The organism is Methylocaldum sp. GT1BB (assembly GCF_051027545.1).
In the GTDB taxonomy this organism is placed as follows: domain Bacteria; phylum Pseudomonadota; class Gammaproteobacteria; order Methylococcales; family Methylococcaceae; genus Methylocaldum.
The window spans coordinates 773016-794428 of record NZ_CP194902.1; the positions used below are offsets into that span (position 1 = coordinate 773016).

A 21413-nucleotide genomic window follows, 5' to 3' on the forward strand; every position below is an offset into this window, starting at 1 on the left:
CTCCTAGCGTTTGCGGGAACGGATCACCACGATGCCGGCGGCGACTAGGAGTGAACCTAGCACGTATCGGCTGGTGGCGGCATCCTTGAACTCCCGCAATGCCACCCGGGTCGACGATTCGCCGTTTTGCGCGGTTTTCCCGGCTGCTTCCCGAAGCTTGGTGTTCTCATCCATGATGATGGCGTAATCACGCATCAGTTCCGACCAGCCTTCGGTGTAGGTGAAACCGCCCGGATTGGCGTGGAACAGCCCTTTGTAGAGCTTGATCACGTCGTGCTCCCACATGTCGGCGTATACGCGCTCCACGTGAGACGGGTTGTTTCCCTTGGCCCAGAACAGCTGGAAGAACCCGCCTGCAGCATCCTTCTCCGGTTTCGGCGGCTCCGGCCGATTGGTCTTTTGTCCGGGCAACAGGCCGTCTTTATGCAAAGCTTCGACGACTTTCTTGGCCTCCTGCTCGACTTTCAGGCCAGCGATCGTGCCCTTGTCCGCCGCGGTGAGATAACTCTCGGCAAAGCTCGGCGAATGGCAGTTCGCACAGGTTTGCTGCCAAGCATCCTTCCGCTGCTCGAACCAGGGGTGATTCAGATTATCCGCGATCGCCGGGGTCGGGTTGAATGCCCAACGCACTTTGCGTACCAGGTTGTGCGAATATTCACCCTCGAACTCGAAGTGACAAGTCTGGCAAGTCGGCGCCGTATAACCGCCCTTGGTGATGGCGTCTTTCAACGGAACCTCGAAATTCCATTTCTGCTTGCCCTGGGTCAGATAAACCGTGCCGTGCTTTGAGAGCAGATAATTTTCCCATTCGTTGTGGTCCACGCCGTTGTGGCAGGTCGAACAGGCTTCCGGCTGGCGCGCCTCGGCCGCAGAAAACGTATGCCGCGTGTGGCAGCCGTCGCATTTGTTCTGCTGGTAATGGCACATATCGCAGCCTTGGGCGATTTCGCGCTCCGCCATTCCCGCCCAAATCGCGGTCTCCACGTTAGCCTTCCAGTCCATCGCGTGGGACGGATGGCCTTTAGGCCACTGGCCTTGCGGCCACTCCTGATCCTTTTCGGACTCGGCCTCGGCAAATTCGGTCGTGTGGCAGGTTCCGCACTTGGCCCGATCCGGCATCACCAAATCTTTGTCGTGCTGAATGGAGCTGGCGCCGACACTGCCGTGACAGTCGATACAGCCAACATCTTTGAGCTGTTCGCCGTCTTTGAGCAGCCCTTGCTTGACCAGTTGCTGCTCGACTTCGGCTAGCTTCGCTTTCTTATAGAAGCGCGGGTCCTGAGCATTGGGCATGTTGCGAATCTTGTCCAAGTTCGCATGGCTGCTATTTTGCCAGGCATGGAACGCACCGGGCGTTACGGACTGATGGCAGACAACGCATTGCTCGCGTGTAACTTCGCCGGTCACGGTTGTAGGCGGCTTATAAAAGTCCTTCGGATTCCAATATTTCTGGATGGGAATCGGCTCCCAAAGGTCCCCGAATTTTCCCTTTCCGGGGTGATCTTGATAGTATTTGTCTTTTAGTTGTTGAAAGCTGGTGTCTTCCTGCTTCGCGTAGGCGACTGCCGTAAACGCTTGCACGACAAGCAAGAAAATCACGCTTTTTAGAATCTTTGTTAGCATCGTCACTCCTCCGTTAGGGCCCCGTCTGTAACGGACACCCACCACATAGTATCGATTCAGAACCAAGTCTCGTCAAACGTTTTATTGAGATTCTTCAGCATGATTCCTCCCGAAATTGCTAGACACGCTCAAGGGCTGCTCGACTTCATCGATGCCAGTCCCAGCCCGTGGCATGCCGTTGCCACGATGGAAAAACGCTTGCGCGAGAAGGGCTTCACACGCCTGGAGGAAAGTCAAACCTGGAGTTTGCGTCCGGAAGGGCGACACTACGTCATCCGCGGCGGGTCTTCGCTGATTGCTTTTATTGTCGGCTCCAGGCCCATGATCGAAAGCGGCTTTCGCATTGTCGGCGCTCATACGGACTCGCCCGGTTTGCGCCTTAAACCCAAGGCCCCGCACCAGACGGAAACCATGATGCGTCTCGCCGTCGAAGTGTACGGCGGGCCAATCCTAGCCACCTTCAGCGACCGGGACCTGAGCCTCGCTGGACGAATCTGCGTCAGAAGCGACTCGATGCTGCAGAGCCGGCTGATTCATTTCGAACAGCCTTTGGTGCGGTTGGCCAATCTGGCCATTCACATGAACCGCTCCGTGAACGAAGACGGATTGAAGCTCAATAAACAAAACGAGTTGCCGTTGTTGTTCAGCGGCCTTTGCGACGCCGAAACGCCGGAGCATAAATTTCTCAATCTTGTGGCGGATAAGGCTGAGTGTAAGCCCAGCGACATTCTCAGTTGGGACTTGAACGTCTACGATACCCAAAAAGGCTCTTTCTGGGGACCTCAGCTCGAGTTCGTCGCCGACAGCCAACTCGATAATCTCAGCTCTTGCTATGCCGGCTTGGTAGCGCTTTTGGAAACCGAAGCATCGGAAAGCACCTGCGTAGGCGCTTTTTTCGACCATGAGGAAATCGGCAGCGAAAGCAACAGGGGTGCGATGGGAAGCTTCATTTCGGATGTTCTGGAACGCATCGCCTACGCCGCCGATGCGGACGTATCCGGCTACAAGCAAGCCCTGTCCCGCAGTTTTATGATCAGCGCCGACGCGGCTCACGCCTATCATCCCAATTTCCCCAACGCTTACGAGCCGCTGCACCGCATCGCGGTCAACCTGGGACCCGCGATCAAGGTCAACGCGAACCAGCGTTACGCTACCGACAGCATGACGGAAGCAAAGTTCATCGAGCTGTGCCGGCAGGGGGATGTACTCTACCAGAAATATTCCCACCGGACCGATCTCGCGTGTGGCTCCACGATAGGCCCGATGACCGCCGCTCGGCTGGGCATCCCTACGGTCGACGTGGGTTGCCCCTTATGGGCGATGCACAGCATTCGGGAAAGCGCGGGCGTTCTCGATCAAGCATACTTGGCGGCCGTCCTGAAAACGTTCTTTGCCGAGCCTGCGGTTCGGTGTGCGTGACGCCCTGAACCTGTTCTTATCCTCCCAAACTACACGACAGCCGATTACCTGCGCCCGTTTCCCGAGAGAAACACCCGAGGGCTCAGGTTTTTGCATGCCGAGCCGATACAACTCTTATAGCCGTGGAATTCCCGCCCGGCCATCCGAGCAATGCCGACGGTTCTTTCCCGCAAGAGGAGCGTTTAGCATGCGAATAGCGTCATTTTCCGTCGGCATGAATGCCTACCGCGAGTCCTCACAGGTATTAGCCCGCCGTGAGTCGCTCGATCTTCGGACTGGAAAGCGGACAGGCGAGTCCCGTCGATCCACCGAACCGCTAACCAAAATGGACCGGGTATCGCTCACATCCGACGCCGCGTCGGTCCGAGACACCGAAAAAGCCGATCGGCCCGTTGATATCCGACTCAGTCCCAAAGACCGCCTGATCGCCGATATCGTCCGCCGCATGGTAAAGGCCGTTACCGGTCACGATGCGGTAATCCGGTCTCCGGAAGAGTTGTACAGGAAGCTCGAGGGAACGAGGAAACTATCGACGGAAATCGGTTACACGCCGCCCGAGGCAAGCCGGATAACCCGGCAAGCGCCGGCACGGTTCAGCAAATCGATTACGTAGTTTAAAGCCTCATTTCTCCAGTAAGGCCGGATGGTCGGCTACTGGCCGGTCGAGATAGTATCCTTGAGCCAGGGTGACGCCGAGACCACGGATCATCTCCAGCGTCGCGGCGTCCTCGACATATTCGGCGACAGTGATTTTTTGCAGTCCGCGCGCCACGTCGACCATCGCTTTGACAAAAACTTGATTATCGCGATTGTTCGGCAGGTCCCGGATAAACAACCCGTCGATTTTGAGCACTTCGACACCCAAGTATTTGAGATAGCCGAAAGTCGAAAATCCGCTCCCGAAATCGTCCAAACAAACCAGGCAACCAGCCTGTTGGATGGCCTCGATGAACCGTTGCGCATCCTGAATATCCGAAACCGCCGCCGTTTCCGTCAGCTCGATGATGAGCCGTGCAGGATCGACGCCGTTCTGCTTCAGTTGACTGCGAATGAAATGCGGCAGGGACGGATCGTCGAATGTACGGCCGGAAATATTGATGGCGAGCGGCGGAATCGACGGATTCCGCGCCAACAGTTCGATTCCGTGCCGTAACACCCAGCGGTCGATCTCGGTGATTTGGCCGCTCTTCTCCGCGATGGAAATGAATTGCCCCGGCATGATGAGACATGCGGGATCGACAGGATTTCGCATGCGCACCAAAACCTCCAAATGACTCAATGCGCCGCTGTCGACGGAGTAAACCCCCTGGAAATGAAGTTCGAATAAATCTTTCTGAAGCGCCTCCGCGATGCGCCTGTTCCACGACAGGCGCTGCATCATGGCTTCCGAGCTGTCGCGTGTCGGGTCGTAAATCGCCCAAGTGTTCTTGCCCTGCCCTTTAGCCTGATACATCGCGGCGTCGGCATGCGCCACCAAATCCTCCGCGTTTTCCCCATGGTCGGGAAAGACCGCCACGCCCACGCTCCCGGTAACGCGCATATTGGTGCCGCGGAACCGGAACGGGATCGCCGAAATCGCGTTTGCGATACGCCCAGGGAGAGCCTCGAGGTCGCTGCTCGGGGTTATCGTGCTCAAAATGGCGAACTCGTCGCCGCCAAGCCGGGCGAAGGTTTCCTCATGGCGCACCAAAGTCGATATTTCACCGGCGATGCGCACGAGCACCGTGTCGCCGGCTTTGTGGCCGAAGGTGTCGTTGATGTACTTGAATTCGTCCAGGTCGAAATAGATCAGGCAAAATCGGCTGCCGGTACGCACCGAAGTGGCGATCAGGCGTTCCAGCTGATCTTGGAAGCGGTGACGATTGAACAGGCCGGTCAAGGGATCGCGCTCGGCCAGATAAAGGAGTTGCTGGGCAGTTTGACGTTCGTAGGTGATGTCCTCATAAATCCACAAGCGCCCGATGGTCCGCCCGTCGTCATCGGTCACCGGATAGGATATTTGCGTCAGAACCCTGCCGTCGTATAGATCGAGCTCGAATCGCTCGCTGATTTCGTGAGTGTCGAGCACATGCAACACGTATTTGGACGCGTGATCCGGCCGGGCGAACCGGTGTGTCGAATGCTCCAGGACATCACGGGTAGTGCGCCCCACCAGTTGAAAATCTTCGTCTATCGCCCACATGCGGTGGAAAGCCGGATTGACATACTCGATCAGCCCCCCTCGATCTTCGAACAAAATGCCGATGCTCATGGCCGACAACAACGCACCCATCCGCCCATGCTCTTGCTGCGCGAGTCTCGCCAGCTCGCGCTGCCGATTCTCGGAAAGCCGCAATCGCTCCAGTACCCGTCTTAACCGCTGCTCCGTATGCTTGCGGTGTGTAACGTCGAAGCAAAGCGCAAAGAATCCCGATACCAAACCGTTCCCACCGATTCGTGGCAGATACTGAATATCCAGCCAGCGCTGCACGCCTTTTTGATTCCTGGCCGGCAATTCGAAGCGCGCGACCTCGCCGGATAAAGCCTTATCGGCATGGGGCTTCGCCTGTTCATAAATGTCCGGTTCCATGAGGTCGGACATATGCTTGCCGATGATCTCGCCGCGCGATTTTTGAAACCACTCTTCATAACCTCGATTGACCAAGACATAGCGGTGCTCTCGATCCACCAACGATACATACGCCGGTATCGAATCCACCACCAGTTGGATCAGCTCCTTGGCATGCCTCAGTTCCTCTTCGGCCTGCTTTCGCTGAGTAATGTCCTGAACGATGCCGGTACCGGAAACCGGGCGGCCGCTGGGATCGAATTCGAGTTTGGCCCTTTCCCGTACCCATTTCACCTGCCCCGAGACCACGATTCGATGCTCGATGTCATAGGGCTCGCCGCGCAAGGCGGCCTGCCAGGAATTTTCGACAAAGTCACGGTCTTCCGGGTGAATCAATCTCAAAAAATTTTCGAGCGCGAGGGGCTCAGCCTCGGGAACACCGAAGATTCGGTGAGTTTCGGCAGACCAGCGGAGCGCATTATTCCGAACGTCCAAATGCCAACTGCCGACGTGGGCGACCGACTGCGCACGCCGCAAATCGGCCTCACGCTCCCGCAGTCCCTGCTCGATGAGTTTTCTTTCGTCGACTTCCTCCTGAAGTTTGCAGTTAGCCTCTTCGAGCGAAACCGTACTTTCCCGCACCCGTCGCGCAAGACCGATATTGAGCGCCGCCGCCTCGGCGCGCGCTGCCTCCTCGTGTTTTCGCGCGGCAATGTTTGCCGCTCGCGTAATGACTGCCAAAGCCAGAGCCAGCACGAACGCGCAAGACCCTCTGAGGACATATATGGGAATGCCCGTAGAGGCGAGGAACGAGTTCGCGGTAGGTATCCAGTCGGGAAATGCAGCATCGCCCTCGGTCAGCAATCCGGCGACGACTCCATAGGCGAACAGCGCCCCCGCGGCGACATAGAAATAAGGTCTGGTCTCGGGAAAGGTTGGCCACCCGCATACGCGGCCCCGCTTCACCACCAACAACGCACCGCTTATCAAACTGCCGCTGAAACCGAAAAAAATCCTTCCGCCGGCACTTACCCCACGAATGGCATCATCGGCGATCCAAGTCAGTGCGAACACGCCAGTCAAGAAGGGAAGATAAATCCAGGCGCCGAGCCATGGTTGCCAAACCGGTTGCCGTTCATTCCGGGAAGCCGCGCAGAGCAGCACCAATCGGCGCCCGAACTCGAACAACGCCAGATAGGAAAACACCAATATGGAAGCATTCAACCAACGCAGCCCCGCGCCGTCCGCTCGATTGAGCAACATCCAGGCATCCAGCCATTCCTTGATGCCGTGGAGAAAACCGAATATCCCCAACAGCCAAAACTCCGAGGCAAAAGGAAGAACACGATCGCTTCTGGGCTGCAAAAAGACGACAATCGACAGAGTCAGGAAAGAAAAGCCATAGAAAATATAAAGATCTATGAGCCGGAGGGGGGAAATATAAGTAAGCTCTGCCATCGGGTTGTTTCTTGTTGTTGTCGGGCAACGGCGACATAATAGTTACTCCGGCAGGTAGAAGATAGCAAAAGCTGTCATGGACGGATAAAAACCGTCTTATTAACCCGGCCTATAAACATAGGCCGGGTTAATCCGGGACACGGATACCCCGGCGCGGCGGCAAGCCGAGTGAGCCAAGGCCGGGCCTGTACACCGGTCTTGGCAGCGGCCCGTAAATACCCTCCTGGTATTTACGGGCCTGATTAATAAACATCGAGTTCAACGATCTCACCGCACAGTTCTCCGTCCGAGAGCACCAAACGCCCGATCGAAACCGGCAATTTGAACCGCCGCGGTCCCGCACTCCCGGGGTTCAGATAACAAACCCCGCCTTCTTTACGGATCTTCGGCTGATGGGAATGCCCTGAAACCACGGCGGCGAATCCGGCTGCCGCCGGGTTCAGATTCAACTCTTTCAGGTTGTGCAAGAGATAGATGCAACGGCCATCGATACGAACAACTTCCCGTTCCGGAAGCGGCTCCGCCCATGCCCCCTTATCGACGTTTCCACGAACGGCGACGACCGGCGCAATGGATCGCAATGTATCGAGCACTTCGGGACGACCGATGTCGCCGGCATGAAGAATCAGATCGCAGCCTCCAAGCGCGGTTATCGCTTCAGGTCGCATCAAACCATGAGTATCCGAAATAACGCCGATAAAACGCATTAGGGTTCCAAATAGGTTCCAGACTTGAACTCGGCCGGCTCAGATGATGTCCTCATGTTATTTGGGGACGACGGTTTCCGAACCGCTCCCGCCTATGGTGCATCCGTCCATTAGCTGCTACTTTGAAAAGATGGAACGTATGTCACGTAAGACGGCGGACCAGAGTCGACAGTTTAATCAGCTCATCGTTAGGAGGAGATCATTATGAAAACAACTTTGAAATGCATCGCTGCCGCATTGTTGATTTCTCCGATTTGTTCAACCGGCTTCGCCGAACAACACGCGTCTCAACAGTCTACCGGTCAGCACCAAATGGGTGGCATGGGGGGTATGGGTGGAATGATGGGGGGCATGGGCGGCATGATGGGAAACATGACCGAGGAACAACGAGAACAGCACATTCGGCAAGCCCAGGATCACATGCTGAAAATGCACGAACTCATGAACCAGATCATCGCCGCCAAAGACGACAAAGAACGGGAGCGACTGAAAGAAGAACAACGGAAACTCATGCGAGAACACCACGCGCAGCATCAGCAAATGATGCAGCAGCACATGCAGCAGATGAGACAGCATGGCGGCGGTCAAATGCAGCACGGCGGACCGATGCAGGGCGGCCAACAGATGCAGCATGGAACGCCCGCGCAATAACGAGCGGCTGAAGACAATAGGGTTGCAGCTAAAGCAACCGTTTGTGATTCGGAATCCAAAAGCCAAGGATGGCGTCGGCCCAGCTCACATCTCGGTGCTCTGGATGCCCAGTTGCTTAGCCGCGGACCGCCCGCTTCAATCAAGCGTACAGCACATCACGTAGTCATCGTAATAGAAACCATCGCCGCCTTCGGCTATTTCTGCGCGGACGATGACGAAACCGGCCCGAAGATAGGCACGGACTGCCCTATCGTTCTTCCTGAACACGTAAAGATAAATCTCGCGGGCCCCTAAGCGCGCCGCGACGGCCTTGACGTGCGCCAGCGCGGACGCGCCGTATCCCCGCCCGTGAAATTGCGGCAAAAGATAAAGCTTGTTGAGCCGCATACGCATCTGCTCCAGATGGTGGTGATAAGCGAGAAAACCGACCATTTCACCGTCCAGCATGATCCGTTCGTAAACGACTCCGCGCTCCATTTCGCTTCGTATCGCTTCAGGCCGATACATGCGATTCCAAAAATGCTCGATCTCATCCTGGGTCAGCACGTCCGGATAATAATGGCGTCGCCATATATCCAGAGCCATTTCGGCGATGGCTTCGGCATCTTCGGGTTGGGCAGAAACGATGCTCAGCATGGCTCCCCAACAGTCTCTCCGGCCGCTCGATACTTGAGGTGACTGCCGCAACCCGATCGGCAATCGCCGGCTCCGAAGCGGTTGACGATAACGCGACCTGCGGTGCGACGATTGACCTCGCATTCGGACGCGTCAAACCTTAGCACGTCCACGACATCGACGCCGGAAGCGGCCAATAAATAGTCGATATGCCAGCGCAGCCGTTTGCTCTTGGCCAAATGCCGCGTGATTCTCGCTTCGAAGTTACGTTTCGCGCTCCCGGTATAAATGTAACGGCCTGTGGGAAAATCGAAGGTGCCGAGTTGCCCTATCCGGATTCGGAGGTTTTCGGAGACGTGAATCAGTAACTGGTAGGTCGAAAACGCCATGATCGATCATGCCGGATTGTCGCTGGGAATGAAGAAACACTCGACATCGAAAGTATCCTGCACCCTTTCCATCAAGGCTTGAACGCCGAAGCGTTCGGTAGCGTTGTGGCCGCCCGCGTACATGTGCATTCCGGCCTCTTGCGCCTCGTGCCAGTCGTGTTCGCTCATCTCGCCGGTGACGTAGGCATCGAGCCCGTCTTGCAAGGCCAAGGGCCAATCCCGGTTCGCACCGCCCGTAATGATCCCGCACGACCGAACAATCGCTCTTTCATCGGGGGTTGCGAACAGCACCGGATGGTCGAGCACCGCGCCCAATCTGTCCCGCAATGCGGCGGCGCTTAGCGGCTCGGCAAACACTCCCTTGATGCCGGTCGGGCAACGTTGGTAATCACCGAAAGATTGCTGCTCGCCAAGACCGATGGCCCGCCCCAGGCTGGCGGCATTGCCCACTTCCGGATGGGCATCGAGCGGGAGATGATAAGCGAACAGGCTGACATGGTTGCGCACCAGCGGGAAAACGCGCCGGGCGAAAGGGCCGGTCAGGGTTTTCGGGCCATGGAACTTCCAGAAGAGTCCGTGGTGCACGATCAGCGCTTGAGCGCCTCGTTCCGCCGCAGCGAATGCCGAGTGCGCCGTAGCCGAAACGGCAAACGCGATACGCTCGATCCGCTCGCTCCCTTCGATTTGCAGGCCATTGGGGCCGTAGTCCGCGAAATCCTGCGGTTTTAAGAGTTCTTTCAAGAATGCTTCCAAATCATCTCGCATCACCATTGGCACGCCCCCATCTTTGACTGGCCCTCCTGCGTTCTCGATTCTGCAAACCGCTGCCGTCAGCGGCGGCCGTGCTCCCCATGATAGCGCTATTAGCTCAGCCCGAGGGAAGCTACCGCATTCTTCATCAGGCGCATACGGGCTTTCTGGGCTCTGGACGTAAGGTCGGAAGATCGTTAGATTGCGTACCTTCATTTCTCATTGATGTAACAGCATGATGACTCGAAGAGACTTATTGGCGCGTTTGCTGACTCTGGCGGCATGGGGGGTGCTCAGCCCGGCGGCGCTTTATACGCCTCTCGCGGAAGCTAAAGGCAAAGCAGGACCCAAGCCATTCAGCAAGGCATGGCTTATCGAGGAAGCGAAGCGGCTTTCCCGGAAACCTTTCGATCCGCCCAAAGAAAAATTGCCGGCCTGGATCGCCAATCTGGATTGGGATGACTACCAATCGATCCGCTTCAAAACCAAGCATTCGATCTGGGCCAAGCAAGATCTGCCGTTCCAAGCAAGACTTTTCCACCTTGGCTTGTTCTTCAAACACCCCGTCGAGATCTACGAGGTCGTCCACGGCGTGGCTGAACCCATCGAGTATTCGACCGACCTGTTCGAGTTCGGGTCGAAACTCGAAAGGCCCCGAAAAGTCGGCGACATCGGTTTTGCCGGATTCCGCGTCAATGCCGAGCCGGACTTCGAACGCGATATGTTCGCCTTCCTCGGGGCGAGCTATTTCCGCGCCGTCGGCGGCACCAAGCAGTACGGCCTGTCGGCGCGCGGATTGGCCGTCGACACTGGGCTGCCGCGCCCCGAAGAATTTCCCGAATTCCGCCGTTTCTGGCTGGAGCGACCGTCGCCCAAGGCCGAGTTCGTAACCATCCACGCGCTGCTCGACAGCCCCAGCGTCACCGGCGCGTATACCTTCGAAGTCAATCCGGGGGATACGACAGTCATGGAAATCGAAGCCCATCTGTTCCCGCGTAAATCGATAGAGCGGATCGGCATAGCCCCGCTGACATCCATGTATCAGCACGGCGAGAACGACCGCCGGGTGTCCGACGACTTCCGCCCGGAAATCCACGATAGCGACGGGTTGGCCTTATGGGCCGGCACCGACGAATGGATTTGGCGCCCCCTGGTCAACAGCCCTGTGGTGCGCGTCAATTCGTTCGTGGACAACAACCCAAAAGGATTTGGTCTGTTGCAGCGGGATCGCAACTTCGACCATTATCTGGACGATGGCGCCAACTACCATCTACGTCCTTCCGCTTGGGTGGAACCGCTCGACGGGTGGGGTCGAGGTGCCGTGCAGTTGGTGGAGATCCCGACGGCTGACGAGACCTTCGACAACATCGTCGTTTTTTGGAGTCCGGAGGAACTATTCCAGCCGGGCCAGGAGCGAGTATTCAAATATCGATTGCACTGGGGCGAGCCCCCGGTCAGTTCCCGTGCGGCCAAGGTGGTTGCCACCCGTATCGGAGCAGGCGGCATTCCCGGACAAAAGAACCGCATTCCATCTCGCAAGTTCGTCATCGACTTCGAAGGCGGCCGATTGAGCGACCTGCCGGAAACCGCCAAGGTCGAGCCGATCATCACGACCTCCCGTGGACAAATCAAGGAGCCGGCGGCGCGTCCGCTAAGGGGTACCAACGCCTGGCGCTGCAATTTCGACTTGATAAGCGACGGCAGCGAGCCGGTCGACCTACGTTGCTATCTTCGGGACGAACTGGGCGCGCTGACCGAAACCTGGCTTTATCAATGGACGCCGGCAGCATAAAAAGCGGCGGCGCACTAAATCCTGATCCAAATCCATACCGAACTTGCACAAACGTATTGAACTTGAAAATCAACCCGCACCGGGCGGCTTTTTCGAGGCCGGTTTCGTGCTGACCGCCGTGTTGCGGCCAAACGGCGTGGTCGCGGAAGTGAACCGCGCAGCCTTCGAATCCGTTCCGGTCGGTCGGGGAGCGGCTGTAGGCAAGCCGTTCTGGCAGGGCCCCTGGTGGTACGACGATCCCGCAAAACAGCAGGAAATCCGGGAAGCCATCGCCCGAACCGCCGCAGGTGAAACCATACGGCTCATTACCACGGTACGCAGTGCTGGAAACCATTGGCTACAGGTCGATCTGTCACTGCGGCCGGTGCGGGACGATACCGGCCGGGTGGACTGGATCTTGGCCGAGGCGGCCGGCGGTTACGACAGCCGCGCCGCCCAGGACGAACTGTACCGGCTCAATCGGGAGCTGGAAGAGCGCATCGCCGAGCGCACCGAGCTGATGCGGTTGATGATCGAGTCCTCCGCGGAAGCGGTAGTCACCATTGACCGGCATGGCATCATCAAGGAATGGAACGGAGCGGCCGAACGCATTTTCGGTTGGCCACGCGATCAAATGATCGGCGGCCGACTGTCCGAATTCATTATTCCGCATCGCTACCGGGAGGCTCACGAGGCCGGTTTGAAGCGCTTCCTCGCCACGGGACAAGGCACCGTACTCAACCGGACCATCGAGCTCTCGGCTCTCAATAGCGCCGGCGAGGAATTCCCCATCGAACTCTCGGTGTGGCCGGTACGCTGCGCGGAAGGGTATCGCTTCAGCGCCTTCCTGCGCGACATCACCGAGCGCAAGCGGGCCATGCAGGGCGCTGCGGAAACGGCGGAGCGGGCGCTCCGCTTCCGCACGGTGCTGTTCGAACTGGCGCGCATGGATAAGACCGATTACAAGGGGTCGCTCCTGCGCATCCTCAGAACCGCGGCCTACACCTTGGGTCTGGGGCGAATGGTATTCGGCCGCTTCGAAGAGCGCGAGGACGACGTGGCTCTGCGGCCGGAAATCATCTATCGCGCCGAGTCCGACGATACCGTACCGGAATCGGAACTCGGCGGTTTCGGGATGAGCGGATATCCGCAGTACTATGCCGCCATCATTTCCAACCGGCCGGTGGTGGCCAATGACGCCTGGACCGATCCGGCAACCGTCGAATTCCGCGACCATTACCTCGCACCCCTGGGGATCACCTCCATGCTCGACGTCCCGGTATGGCTGGACGGGCGGGTCGTGGCGGTGGTTTGCCACGAGCACATGGGAACTGCGCGTACATGGACCGCCGAGGAAGTCGGTTTTGCCCTGTCCATCGGCAATTTGGTGGCGCTCACCCTCGAAGCCGCAAACCGGACCCAGGCGGAAGCGGACCTTCGCCAGGCCGAGGCCGAAGTGCGGAAAGCGTTGGCGCGGGAGCAGGAACTCAACGAACTCAAATCCCGCTTCGTGTCCATGACCTCCCACGAATTCCGCACGCCCCTGACCGCCATTCTGTCCTCCACCGAACTGCTGGAAGCCTATGGCGAGCGCCTCGCCTCGGATAAGAAGGCCGAATTGCTCGGTATGATCAAAACGGCCGTCAAGAATATGACCCGAATGCTGGAAGAGGTGTTGTTCATAGGCAAGTCCGATACCGGCCATCTGCAATTCAATCCGCAGCCGACCGATGTGGACGACTTCTGCGAGCAATTGCTCAAGGAGGTAAGAACCGGGGTCGGCCGGGAACACGACATCGAGTTCACCGCGACCGGGCATCCCGCGCCGGCCTTGGTTGACACCCACATCTTGCGCCAAATCATCCTGAATCTGATCAGCAACGGCGTCAAATTTTCACCCAAGGGGTCCACCGTCAGTCTGGTCTGCACCCGCGACGCCGCCGGACTCGTTTTCGAAGTAGCCGACCGGGGGGTCGGCATCCCGCCGGAAGACCGGGCGAATCTTTTCAATACCTTTCACCGTGCCCGCAATGTCAACAATATCCAGGGTACGGGGTTGGGACTCGCCATCGTCAAGAAATGCATAGAGCTGCACGGCGGCGACATCACCTACACCAGCGAATTGGGAAAAGGAACCCGGTTTCTGGTGCGGATACCGTTAAGGGGGGAGCATGATGAAAACAATCCTGGTGGTTGAAAACGATCCGGCACTGAGGATGCTGACGTCGCAGTTGCTGGAACTGGAAGGCTATAAGGTAATCCAGGCGGAAAACGGCCGGCTCGCACTGGAGGCCATTGCGGCCGAACCGCCGGACCTGGTGCTGTGCGATCTTCTGATGCCCGAATTGAACGGTTGGGAGGTCCTGCGACAGTTGATGCAGAGTCCCGAAACGGCCACCATTCCCCTGGTTTTCCTGACGGCCAGCGCCGCGCCCAGCGAACGGGAAGCCTGTTTGAGCGAAGGCGCCTCCGGCTTCATCATCAAGCCATTTCAACACGCCGAACTGCTGCAGACGATCCGCAGTCTCCTGGTCGGCCCCGCGGAGTCGCAGCCATGAGACAAAGGCCGGAAATCCTGATCGTGGATGACGACCCTGCGCTGCTCAAGCTCCTGGCCATGCGCCTTGACCTCGAAGGCTTTGCCGTCATCGAGGCCGGCAGCGGCGAGGAGGCCCTGGCGAAAACGGCCACCCATCGGCCGAAGCTGGTGATTACCGATGTCCAGATGGGCGGCATGGATGGCCTGACCCTGTTCGACTCCCTGAAGCACATCCATCCGGCCCTGCCGGTCATCATTCTCACCGCCCACGGTTCCGTTTCCCATGCGGTGGACGCCGTACGGCGGGGCGTGTTCGGCTATTTGTCCAAACCGTTCGAGGCCGAGGCCTTGCTGGCCGAAGTGGAGCGAGCCTTGGAGCAGAGCGGGGCGCCCCCCGAATTCGACTGGTCGGACACCATCATCACCCGCAATGCCGGGATGGAAGCCGTGCTCACCGAAGCGCGCATGGTCGCCGCTCAGGATGCCAGCGTACTGATCACCGGGGCCTCCGGCACCGGCAAGGAACTGATGGCAGAGGCCATACACCGCGCCAGTCCCAGAGCGCAGAAACCGTTCATCGCCGTCAATTGCGGTGCGATCCCGGAAAATCTCCTGGAATCGGAACTGTTCGGTCATGTCAAAGGTGCCTTCACCGGCGCCGTCCGCGATCACAAGGGGCTGTTCCTAGCGGCTCAGGGCGGGACCGTCTTCCTGGATGAGATCGGAGACATGCCGCTGCCGCTGCAAGTGAAGCTCCTCCGCGTTCTTCAAGAGCGCACGGTGCGGCCGGTCGGGGCCTTGCAAAGCGTGCCGGTGGACGTGCGGATCGTCTCCGCAACCCATCGCAATCTGGAAAAGGAAATCGCCGAAGGGCGGTTCCGGGAGGATCTGTACTACCGACTGAATGTGGTGAATCTCTGTCTTCCTTCGCTACAGGAGCGGGTCGACGACATTCCGCTGCTCACCCGGCATTTCACGGCGCAACTCGCTCGGAAATACGGCAAGACCATCAACGGCTACGCCCCGGAGGCCATGGACCTGCTGCTGACCTGCCCCTGGCCGGGCAATATCCGGCAACTCCTGAACGTCATCGAAAAAATCGTCGCCCTCGCCACCGTCGAGATCGTACCGGCTTCCCTGGTCCAACGGGCCTTGCAGCGACAGGCCGGCGAGATGGTGTCTCTGGATGACGCCAAGAAGAGCTTCGAGCGGGATTACCTCATCCGCCTGCTCAGAGTGACCCACGGCAATATCACCCATGCCGCGAGGCTCGCGAAGCGCAACCGCAGCGAATTCTATTCGCTGCTGCGCCGGCACAATCTGGAGCCGGGACAGTTCAAGGAAGATTCCGAGTGACCGTTTCCCTGTCCTGAAGAAAGAGGCGCCAAAGGAATTGCGCCTTTTCAGGAACGGTCTGCTCACGTCCGTTCATCGCGGGCTGAGCCTGCTCCCGCCCCGAGCCCCTACTTTTTTGCTACTCCACTGCCGACGAGAATTTCCCGTGCTTTCAGCCAAACAGACTGGCATCGCAAGCAACACGGTTTGTCCGCTGCCTTGGACCCCGCACGGAATTTTCACCCACCCCAGCCCAACAACCGAAGCTTCGAATCAAAGCCTCATCCATCGTTCTGCGAATACGCAGATATCGACACCGGCCAACCCAACACTGCTCGAAATACCGAACTCCTGTAGGTAATCACAGCCATCTCAAACCGGCGGAAACCGCCGCCATCTCGACCGCGATTCATACCTCTGTATGAGTAGAAATACTTATGGTGTTTCGTACTCGTCATCCCATACTACGGAAATCGGAATATCGCTGGGACGAATGCAGTTCGCTCCGCGTAATCTTTTACGGATACTGGATCGTAGGGATGAAAGGACTATCATTTCCCGTACTAAGCTGGCTTCCTTGGATGGCGGGCCTTTTTGTGCTTATTGCTCCTTCGCTTCCAATACTCGGAAACGAAGGATTTTTGCGTCTTGACGGAGGCGCTTTCGAAAATTTTCAGCTTTTGGGCTTCGTCGGGCCGCTGTCGCTCATCGCATTGCTTGCCATTCTTGGCAAACGCTTCACAAAAACAAGACAAATTCCCCCACCTTCCCGGGAAGATCTCGAAACGATTCTGGAATTGTCACCTGCCGCCATCTGCGTGACTGAAAAGACCAGCCTACGTTGCGTCTATGCCAATCGCGCCGCTTGCGACTTACTCGGCCACCGGTTCGGAGAGCACAGTGAAATCGATGTCGAAGCCGTGATTGTAGAGGACTGCTCCGCTCAACTGTTACGCCTGGACGCGCTGACGTCCGGCGATATCGCGCGAAGCACGCTGAAAGTGAGGCACAAAAACGGAAACATCTTAACGGTCGATGTCAGCGTCCGGACGATCGACGACGGAAAGTTCGTGTGGTCTTTCGCCGATATCACGGAACAGAAAAACACCGAGGAGACACTCCGGAATGAAGTCCGATTCGCCGACGATCTGATAAGAAGTTTGCCCGGCATCTTCTATCTGGCGGACAAGGATGGGCGATTTCTACGCTGGAACGCTAATTTTGAAGAGATGTCCGGTTATTCGGCGGGCGAACTGAAACGTGCACACCCGCTGGATTTCGTTCCCGAAGACGACAAACACGCTTTTGTCGGGGACAATATCATCGAAATGTTCACCTCGGGACGGTCCCTCGCCGAATCGTATTTCCTGACCAAGGACCGGCAGCGAATCCCGTTTTTCTTCACCAGCACAAAAGCCAAACTGGGACAGAGCGATTGCCTTCTGGGTGTAGGCCTCGACATCACCTCGCGCAAAACCGCCGAGGAGCAGATTTACTACCTGGCGCACTATGACGCGCTTACCAGTCTCCCGAACCGGATTCTGTTCAACGACCGAATCAGCCATGCCCTGTCCTTCGCCAGCCGATATGGGCAGCAGTTTGCCGTCCTATTCGTCGATTTGGACTGTTTCAAGGAAATCAACGATACGTACGGACACAATGTGGGAGACCTCGTACTGCAGCAAGCCGCGCTTAGGATCTCGCAATCGCTCCGTGAGAGCGACACGGTCGCCCGCATCGGCGGAGATGAATTTCTCGTGCTGCTTCCGGGAATTTCCGGAGCCGAGGAAGCCTGCATCGTCGCGGAAAAGATTCTGAGCGCGGTCGCTCGTCCGATCGAGGTGAACGGCTCGGAGATCGCCGTCTGCTCCAGCATAGGCATCGCGATTTTCCCCATTCACGGCACCGACAACCACAGCCTGGTCAAAGCCGCCGACGAGGCCATGTATTACGCCAAACGGACCGGCAAGAACCGTTATCATCTGAAGCGCGAGACTGCACCGCTAAGCGATTCGACCAAAAAGCTTTATCGGCATTATTGAGGGTCGCCTCTGCCGATCGACGCCAGAGCCTCGGACATGTCGATTCGTCCGGGACTGATTTGATGTCGATTTTCCACGGCTGGCGTTCATTCCAGCCTCGATAAGTCCTTCCCTTCCGCTTATCTCAACGAGCAAGACGGTTTTCTCAGGACGACTACACTTCTACAGTGCCGCCCCACAAGATAAATCAGATCTTTCTAGCCCTAGGGGTTGCGCTATTCGAGCGGAGAGTCCGCTCGAACGCCGCATTTCCGGTAAAAAAATAGTGACGCACCAGCGCCAAGAACATCAGGTTAAACCGATGACTGCCCAAACGCTCGTCAAAGAAGTAAAGACGCTCGCATCCCTGCCCGAAGTGACTCTGAGAGTGACTCAGCTCATGGAGTCTCCCGATTCGACCAATGGCGCGATCGGTGAAGTGATCGTCAACGATCCGGCCTTGACCGCAAGATTGTTGAGATTGGCGAACAGCGCTTTTGCCGGCGTGCCGCACAAGGTCGAAACGGTTTCCCAGGCGATTTCATTACTCGGTAGAGATGCCGTCCGGGATCTGGTGCTGGCGACGTCCGTGGCGAGTACGTTCAGGGGAATTCCGCCGCACTGGGTGGACATGGAACGGTTCTGGCTCAATAGCATCGCCTGCGGCGTCATTGCGCGCTCCTTGGCCTTCCGCTGCCGGATCTTCGAAAATGAACCCCTATTCATAGCCGGACTGCTGCACAAGGTAGGCAGACTGGTCTTCTACTCCTGCCGTCCCGATCAATACCGGAGCGTTCTGGAACTCAGCGAACGCGGCGAAGACGCCATCAACGAGGCGGAACAGCGAATTTTCGGCTTTACTCATGCCGAGCTCGGCGCCGAACTATTGAGAAACTGGAGACTTCCCGAACGCCTGCAAAGGGCCGTGGCACACTATTTAGAGCCCAACAAGGCTCCGGCGGATCATCGAAAAAATGCGGCGCTCATCCACGTGGCCAGCGCCCTGGCCAGCCATATCGAACCCAGCGTGAATCTGGAAGATGTGTTAAGCACCGAAAAAACGGGAGTCGACAAGGGCGCCTGGGAACTGCTCGAACTGTCCTTGGACACGGTCCCTAACATCATTCAAGATGCCTGGATCCAGACCTTCGAGGTTTTCGAAATCATCAAGCCGAGTTTCGCTGTCATACATTGACAGCCTAACGGAGATACGTAGTTTCGCGAATTCGCTTGTCATAGCGCATTCGATCGCCGGTTCTGCAATTGCGGAATAACGCGCAATACCGGACCATAAAGGCGAGCGTGGACAATCTCTCCGATATCCCATGAATTCCCAGCGCAGCTCGTCAACCGCCATTTTCTCCAACATCAAAGGCATCCTGCTCGATCTCGACGGCGTGCTATACGTCGGCTCACATACCATCGAAGGCGCTCCGGAAACCGTAAGACGTATCCGCGCAGCGGGTTATCCGCTTCGTGTCATCACCAATACCAGCACTCGGTCGCTGGCTTCGCTGCACGACAAACTGGTGAAACTGGGGTTCGACATCGAATTCAATGAAATTCTGAGTGCCCCGCAGGCGGTTCTGCGCTACCTGAAACAACGTGGCTCCCGGCCTTGCACTCTGTTACTGGCCGAAGACGTAAAACGCGACTTCGCCGATATCGCCGAAGCGGACATCGAGCAGGCGGACTATATCGTCCTTGGCGATATCGGCGAAAACTGGTCTTACAACTTGCTCAACCGAGTATTTAACCGACTGATGCAGGGTGCCAAGCTCGTCGCCGTCCACAAGAATCGATTCTGGCAAACCGAAACGGGACTTAGAATGGATATCGGCGGGTTCGTCGCGGCGCTCGAGTATTGCAGCGGCGTCGAAGCCACGGTAATGGGAAAACCGTCTCCGGATTTCTACCGGATAGCGCTGCAGGATATGGGCCTGAGAGCCGAAGAAACAGCCATCGTAGGCGACGATATCGATTTCGATATCGGCGGTGGCCAAAAAGCCGGGATGACCGGAATATTGGTCAAAACCGGCAAGTATCGGGAAAGTTATGTGAACGCCTCATCGATTCGGCCCGACAAGATCATCGATTCCGTCAACGAATTGCCGGCGCTGTTGGGTCTCTAATAGACATCACGAGGCAAAGAGTCGGTACGCCAGCGATGACCGATACGATACACGCCGGCACGGTCGCCCATTTGAGGGGCGATCCGTTTGCCGGAGAAAACACTCTGGAAATCATCGAGCGAGGCGCGTTGGCGATAGACCCATCGGGCCGAGTTGCCTTGCTCGGAGAACGCGATGCCGTGCTCGACGCCTTTCCGGAGAGCGAGCTTGTCGACCATGGCGATGCTTGGCTCATCCCCGGCCTGATCGATGCACATCTGCATTTCCCTCAGTTCTACGCGACCGCCGGATTCGGAAACGGTTTGCTGGACTGGCTGGAGAACACCGTCTATCCGGCCGAGGCTCGCTTTGCCGACGAATCCTTTGCCAGGGCGGCGGCGGAACAATTCATCGAGCGCCTGTTAACCTGCGGAACGACCACCGCCATGGTGTTCGGCTCTCAGTTCTACGACGCAAACCTCGCACTATTCGAGGCGGCCGAACGATCCGGCATTCGCCTGATTGCCGGCATGACCTTGATGGACCGGAACGCACCGCCGATGCTGCTGCAAACGGCGGAACAGTCTGTCAATTCGATCGAAAAGCTCATCGGATTGTGCCGGCACGCCCCACGGCTCCACTATGCCGTTACGCCCAGGTTCGCGCTGTCGTGCTCACCCGAGTTGCTGGAGCTGTGCGGTTCGCTGCTGAGAAGCCACCCGGAAAGCTACCTCCAGACCCACATCAACGAAACGCGCGAAGAAATTGCCGCGGTGCGTACCGCATTCCCCCAAAGGCGGGACTACCTGGACGTTTACGATAGCTTCGGGCTCATCACCGAACGCACGGTGCTGGCGCACAGTATCTACACCACGGAACCGGAAATGGATCGGATGGCCGAGACGGACTGCACCGTGTGCCACTGCCCCACCAGCAATTCCTATCTCGGGAGCGGCTTGTTTCCATTACGGCGACATTTACGGCGCGGCATTCGAGTAGCCGTAGGCACGGATATCGGTGCCGGTACGCAGTTCTCCGTGTGGCGGGAACTATCCGAAACTTATAAAGTGCAGCAGTTGCAGGACTTCTGCTTGAATGCCGATCAGTTGCTCTATCTCGCGACCCTGGGCGGGGCAAAGGCACTCGGGCTTGAGAGTGAAGCGGGAAACTTCGAGCCGGGCAAGAGCGCCGATTTTTTTGTGCTCGATTACGAAGAGGACCAATACCTCGCTGCCCGACTAAGTCGCTGCGAAAACGCCGTAGAGCAGCTGTTCTCCCTATTGCAACTGGCGGATGAGCGGCACATAGCGTCGACCTACGTTCATGGGCATATGGCTGCATCCCGTAACGGATCGTAGCCGCAGGGTCACATTTTGGTAACCACGCTAAGGTAAGCTCATTTTTGACGTCCGAGACCGGATACGCAGAAGCATAGTAACTTTTCATCGCGACAGGTGCCCGTCATCCCCCGTCGCG

The 21413-nt window shown here is 57.5% G+C and carries 17 protein-coding genes; 10 read left to right on the forward strand and 7 right to left on the reverse strand.

Annotated features, from left to right (window positions below; all coding sequences use genetic code 11):
* Nucleotides 1-3: 3 nt before the first annotated feature.
* Nucleotides 4-1623: a multiheme c-type cytochrome gene (locus tag ACR2TX_RS04670; protein WP_086134676.1), complete on the reverse strand. Its 1620-nt coding sequence runs from the start codon at nucleotides 1621-1623 to the stop codon at nucleotides 4-6.
* A 99-nt stretch (nucleotides 1624-1722) separates the two neighbouring features.
* Between ACR2TX_RS04670 and ACR2TX_RS04675 the strand changes: the two genes are divergently transcribed.
* Both ACR2TX_RS04675 and ACR2TX_RS04680 read left to right on the forward strand, forming a co-directional pair.
* Nucleotides 1723-3042 (forward strand): M18 family aminopeptidase, encoded by a 1320-nt coding sequence (locus tag ACR2TX_RS04675; protein ID WP_434131367.1) that lies wholly within the window; start codon nucleotides 1723-1725, stop codon nucleotides 3040-3042.
* 187 nt (nucleotides 3043-3229) lie between these two features.
* On the forward strand, nucleotides 3230-3655 hold the full coding sequence (locus tag ACR2TX_RS04680) for a hypothetical protein (RefSeq protein WP_434131369.1): 426 nt from the start codon (nucleotides 3230-3232) through the stop codon (nucleotides 3653-3655).
* 9 nt (nucleotides 3656-3664) lie between these two features.
* Here the strand turns inward: ACR2TX_RS04680 and ACR2TX_RS04685 are convergent, their stop codons facing one another.
* From ACR2TX_RS04685 to ACR2TX_RS04710, 6 genes are all read right to left on the reverse strand, one after another.
* Nucleotides 3665-7048: an EAL domain-containing protein gene (locus ACR2TX_RS04685; protein WP_434131371.1), complete on the reverse strand. Its 3384-nt coding sequence runs from the start codon at nucleotides 7046-7048 to the stop codon at nucleotides 3665-3667.
* 242 nt (nucleotides 7049-7290) lie between these two features.
* Complete coding sequence (locus tag ACR2TX_RS04690) at nucleotides 7291-7755, reverse strand: metallophosphoesterase family protein (protein ID WP_077730735.1); 465 nt, start codon at nucleotides 7753-7755, stop codon at nucleotides 7291-7293.
* 258 nt (nucleotides 7756-8013) lie between these two features.
* Complete coding sequence (locus ACR2TX_RS04695; protein WP_086134673.1) at nucleotides 8014-8388, reverse strand: hypothetical protein; 375 nt, start codon at nucleotides 8386-8388, stop codon at nucleotides 8014-8016.
* 153 nt (nucleotides 8389-8541) lie between these two features.
* A complete protein-coding gene (locus ACR2TX_RS04700; RefSeq protein WP_168183851.1) occupies nucleotides 8542-9042 on the reverse strand; it encodes a GNAT family N-acetyltransferase in 501 nt (166 codons plus the stop codon).
* On the reverse strand, nucleotides 9036-9410 hold the full coding sequence (locus ACR2TX_RS04705) for a GIY-YIG nuclease family protein (protein ID WP_077730733.1): 375 nt from the start codon (nucleotides 9408-9410) through the stop codon (nucleotides 9036-9038). The genes ACR2TX_RS04700 and ACR2TX_RS04705 overlap by 7 nt, the downstream gene beginning before the upstream one ends.
* Nucleotides 9411-9416: 6 nt before the next feature.
* Nucleotides 9417-10181: a Nif3-like dinuclear metal center hexameric protein gene (locus ACR2TX_RS04710; RefSeq protein WP_086134671.1), complete on the reverse strand. Its 765-nt coding sequence runs from the start codon at nucleotides 10179-10181 to the stop codon at nucleotides 9417-9419.
* Between the two features lie 214 nt (nucleotides 10182-10395).
* Between ACR2TX_RS04710 and ACR2TX_RS04715 the strand changes: the two genes are divergently transcribed.
* From ACR2TX_RS04715 to guaD, 8 genes are all read left to right on the forward strand, one after another.
* Nucleotides 10396-11952, forward strand: coding sequence for a glucan biosynthesis protein (locus tag ACR2TX_RS04715; RefSeq protein WP_077730731.1), 1557 nt, complete (start codon nucleotides 10396-10398; stop codon nucleotides 11950-11952).
* A gap of 43 nt (nucleotides 11953-11995) precedes the next feature.
* A complete protein-coding gene (locus ACR2TX_RS04720) occupies nucleotides 11996-14128 on the forward strand; it encodes a PAS domain-containing sensor histidine kinase (RefSeq protein ID WP_077730730.1) in 2133 nt (710 codons plus the stop codon).
* Nucleotides 14103-14489, forward strand: coding sequence for a response regulator (locus ACR2TX_RS04725; protein WP_077730729.1), 387 nt, complete (start codon nucleotides 14103-14105; stop codon nucleotides 14487-14489). The genes ACR2TX_RS04720 and ACR2TX_RS04725 overlap by 26 nt, the downstream gene beginning before the upstream one ends.
* Nucleotides 14486-15826 (forward strand): sigma 54-interacting transcriptional regulator, encoded by a 1341-nt coding sequence (locus ACR2TX_RS04730; protein ID WP_077730728.1) that lies wholly within the window; start codon nucleotides 14486-14488, stop codon nucleotides 15824-15826. The genes ACR2TX_RS04725 and ACR2TX_RS04730 overlap by 4 nt, the downstream gene beginning before the upstream one ends.
* 620 nt (nucleotides 15827-16446) lie before the next feature.
* Nucleotides 16447-17847 carry a diguanylate cyclase domain-containing protein gene (locus ACR2TX_RS04735; RefSeq protein WP_168183850.1) on the forward strand — a complete coding sequence of 467 codons (1401 nt, stop codon included), beginning with the start codon at nucleotides 16447-16449 and terminating at the stop codon, nucleotides 17845-17847.
* A 301-nt stretch (nucleotides 17848-18148) separates the two neighbouring features.
* On the forward strand, nucleotides 18149-19021 hold the full coding sequence (locus ACR2TX_RS04740) for an HDOD domain-containing protein (protein ID WP_077730726.1): 873 nt from the start codon (nucleotides 18149-18151) through the stop codon (nucleotides 19019-19021).
* Between the two features lie 130 nt (nucleotides 19022-19151).
* A complete protein-coding gene (locus tag ACR2TX_RS04745; RefSeq protein ID WP_086134664.1) occupies nucleotides 19152-19958 on the forward strand; it encodes a TIGR01458 family HAD-type hydrolase in 807 nt (268 codons plus the stop codon).
* 35 nt (nucleotides 19959-19993) lie between these two features.
* Nucleotides 19994-21295, forward strand: a complete 1302-nt coding sequence (gene guaD, locus ACR2TX_RS04750) for a guanine deaminase (RefSeq protein WP_434131378.1) — start codon at nucleotides 19994-19996, stop codon at nucleotides 21293-21295.
* The last annotated feature ends 118 nt before the right edge of the window (nucleotides 21296-21413 follow it).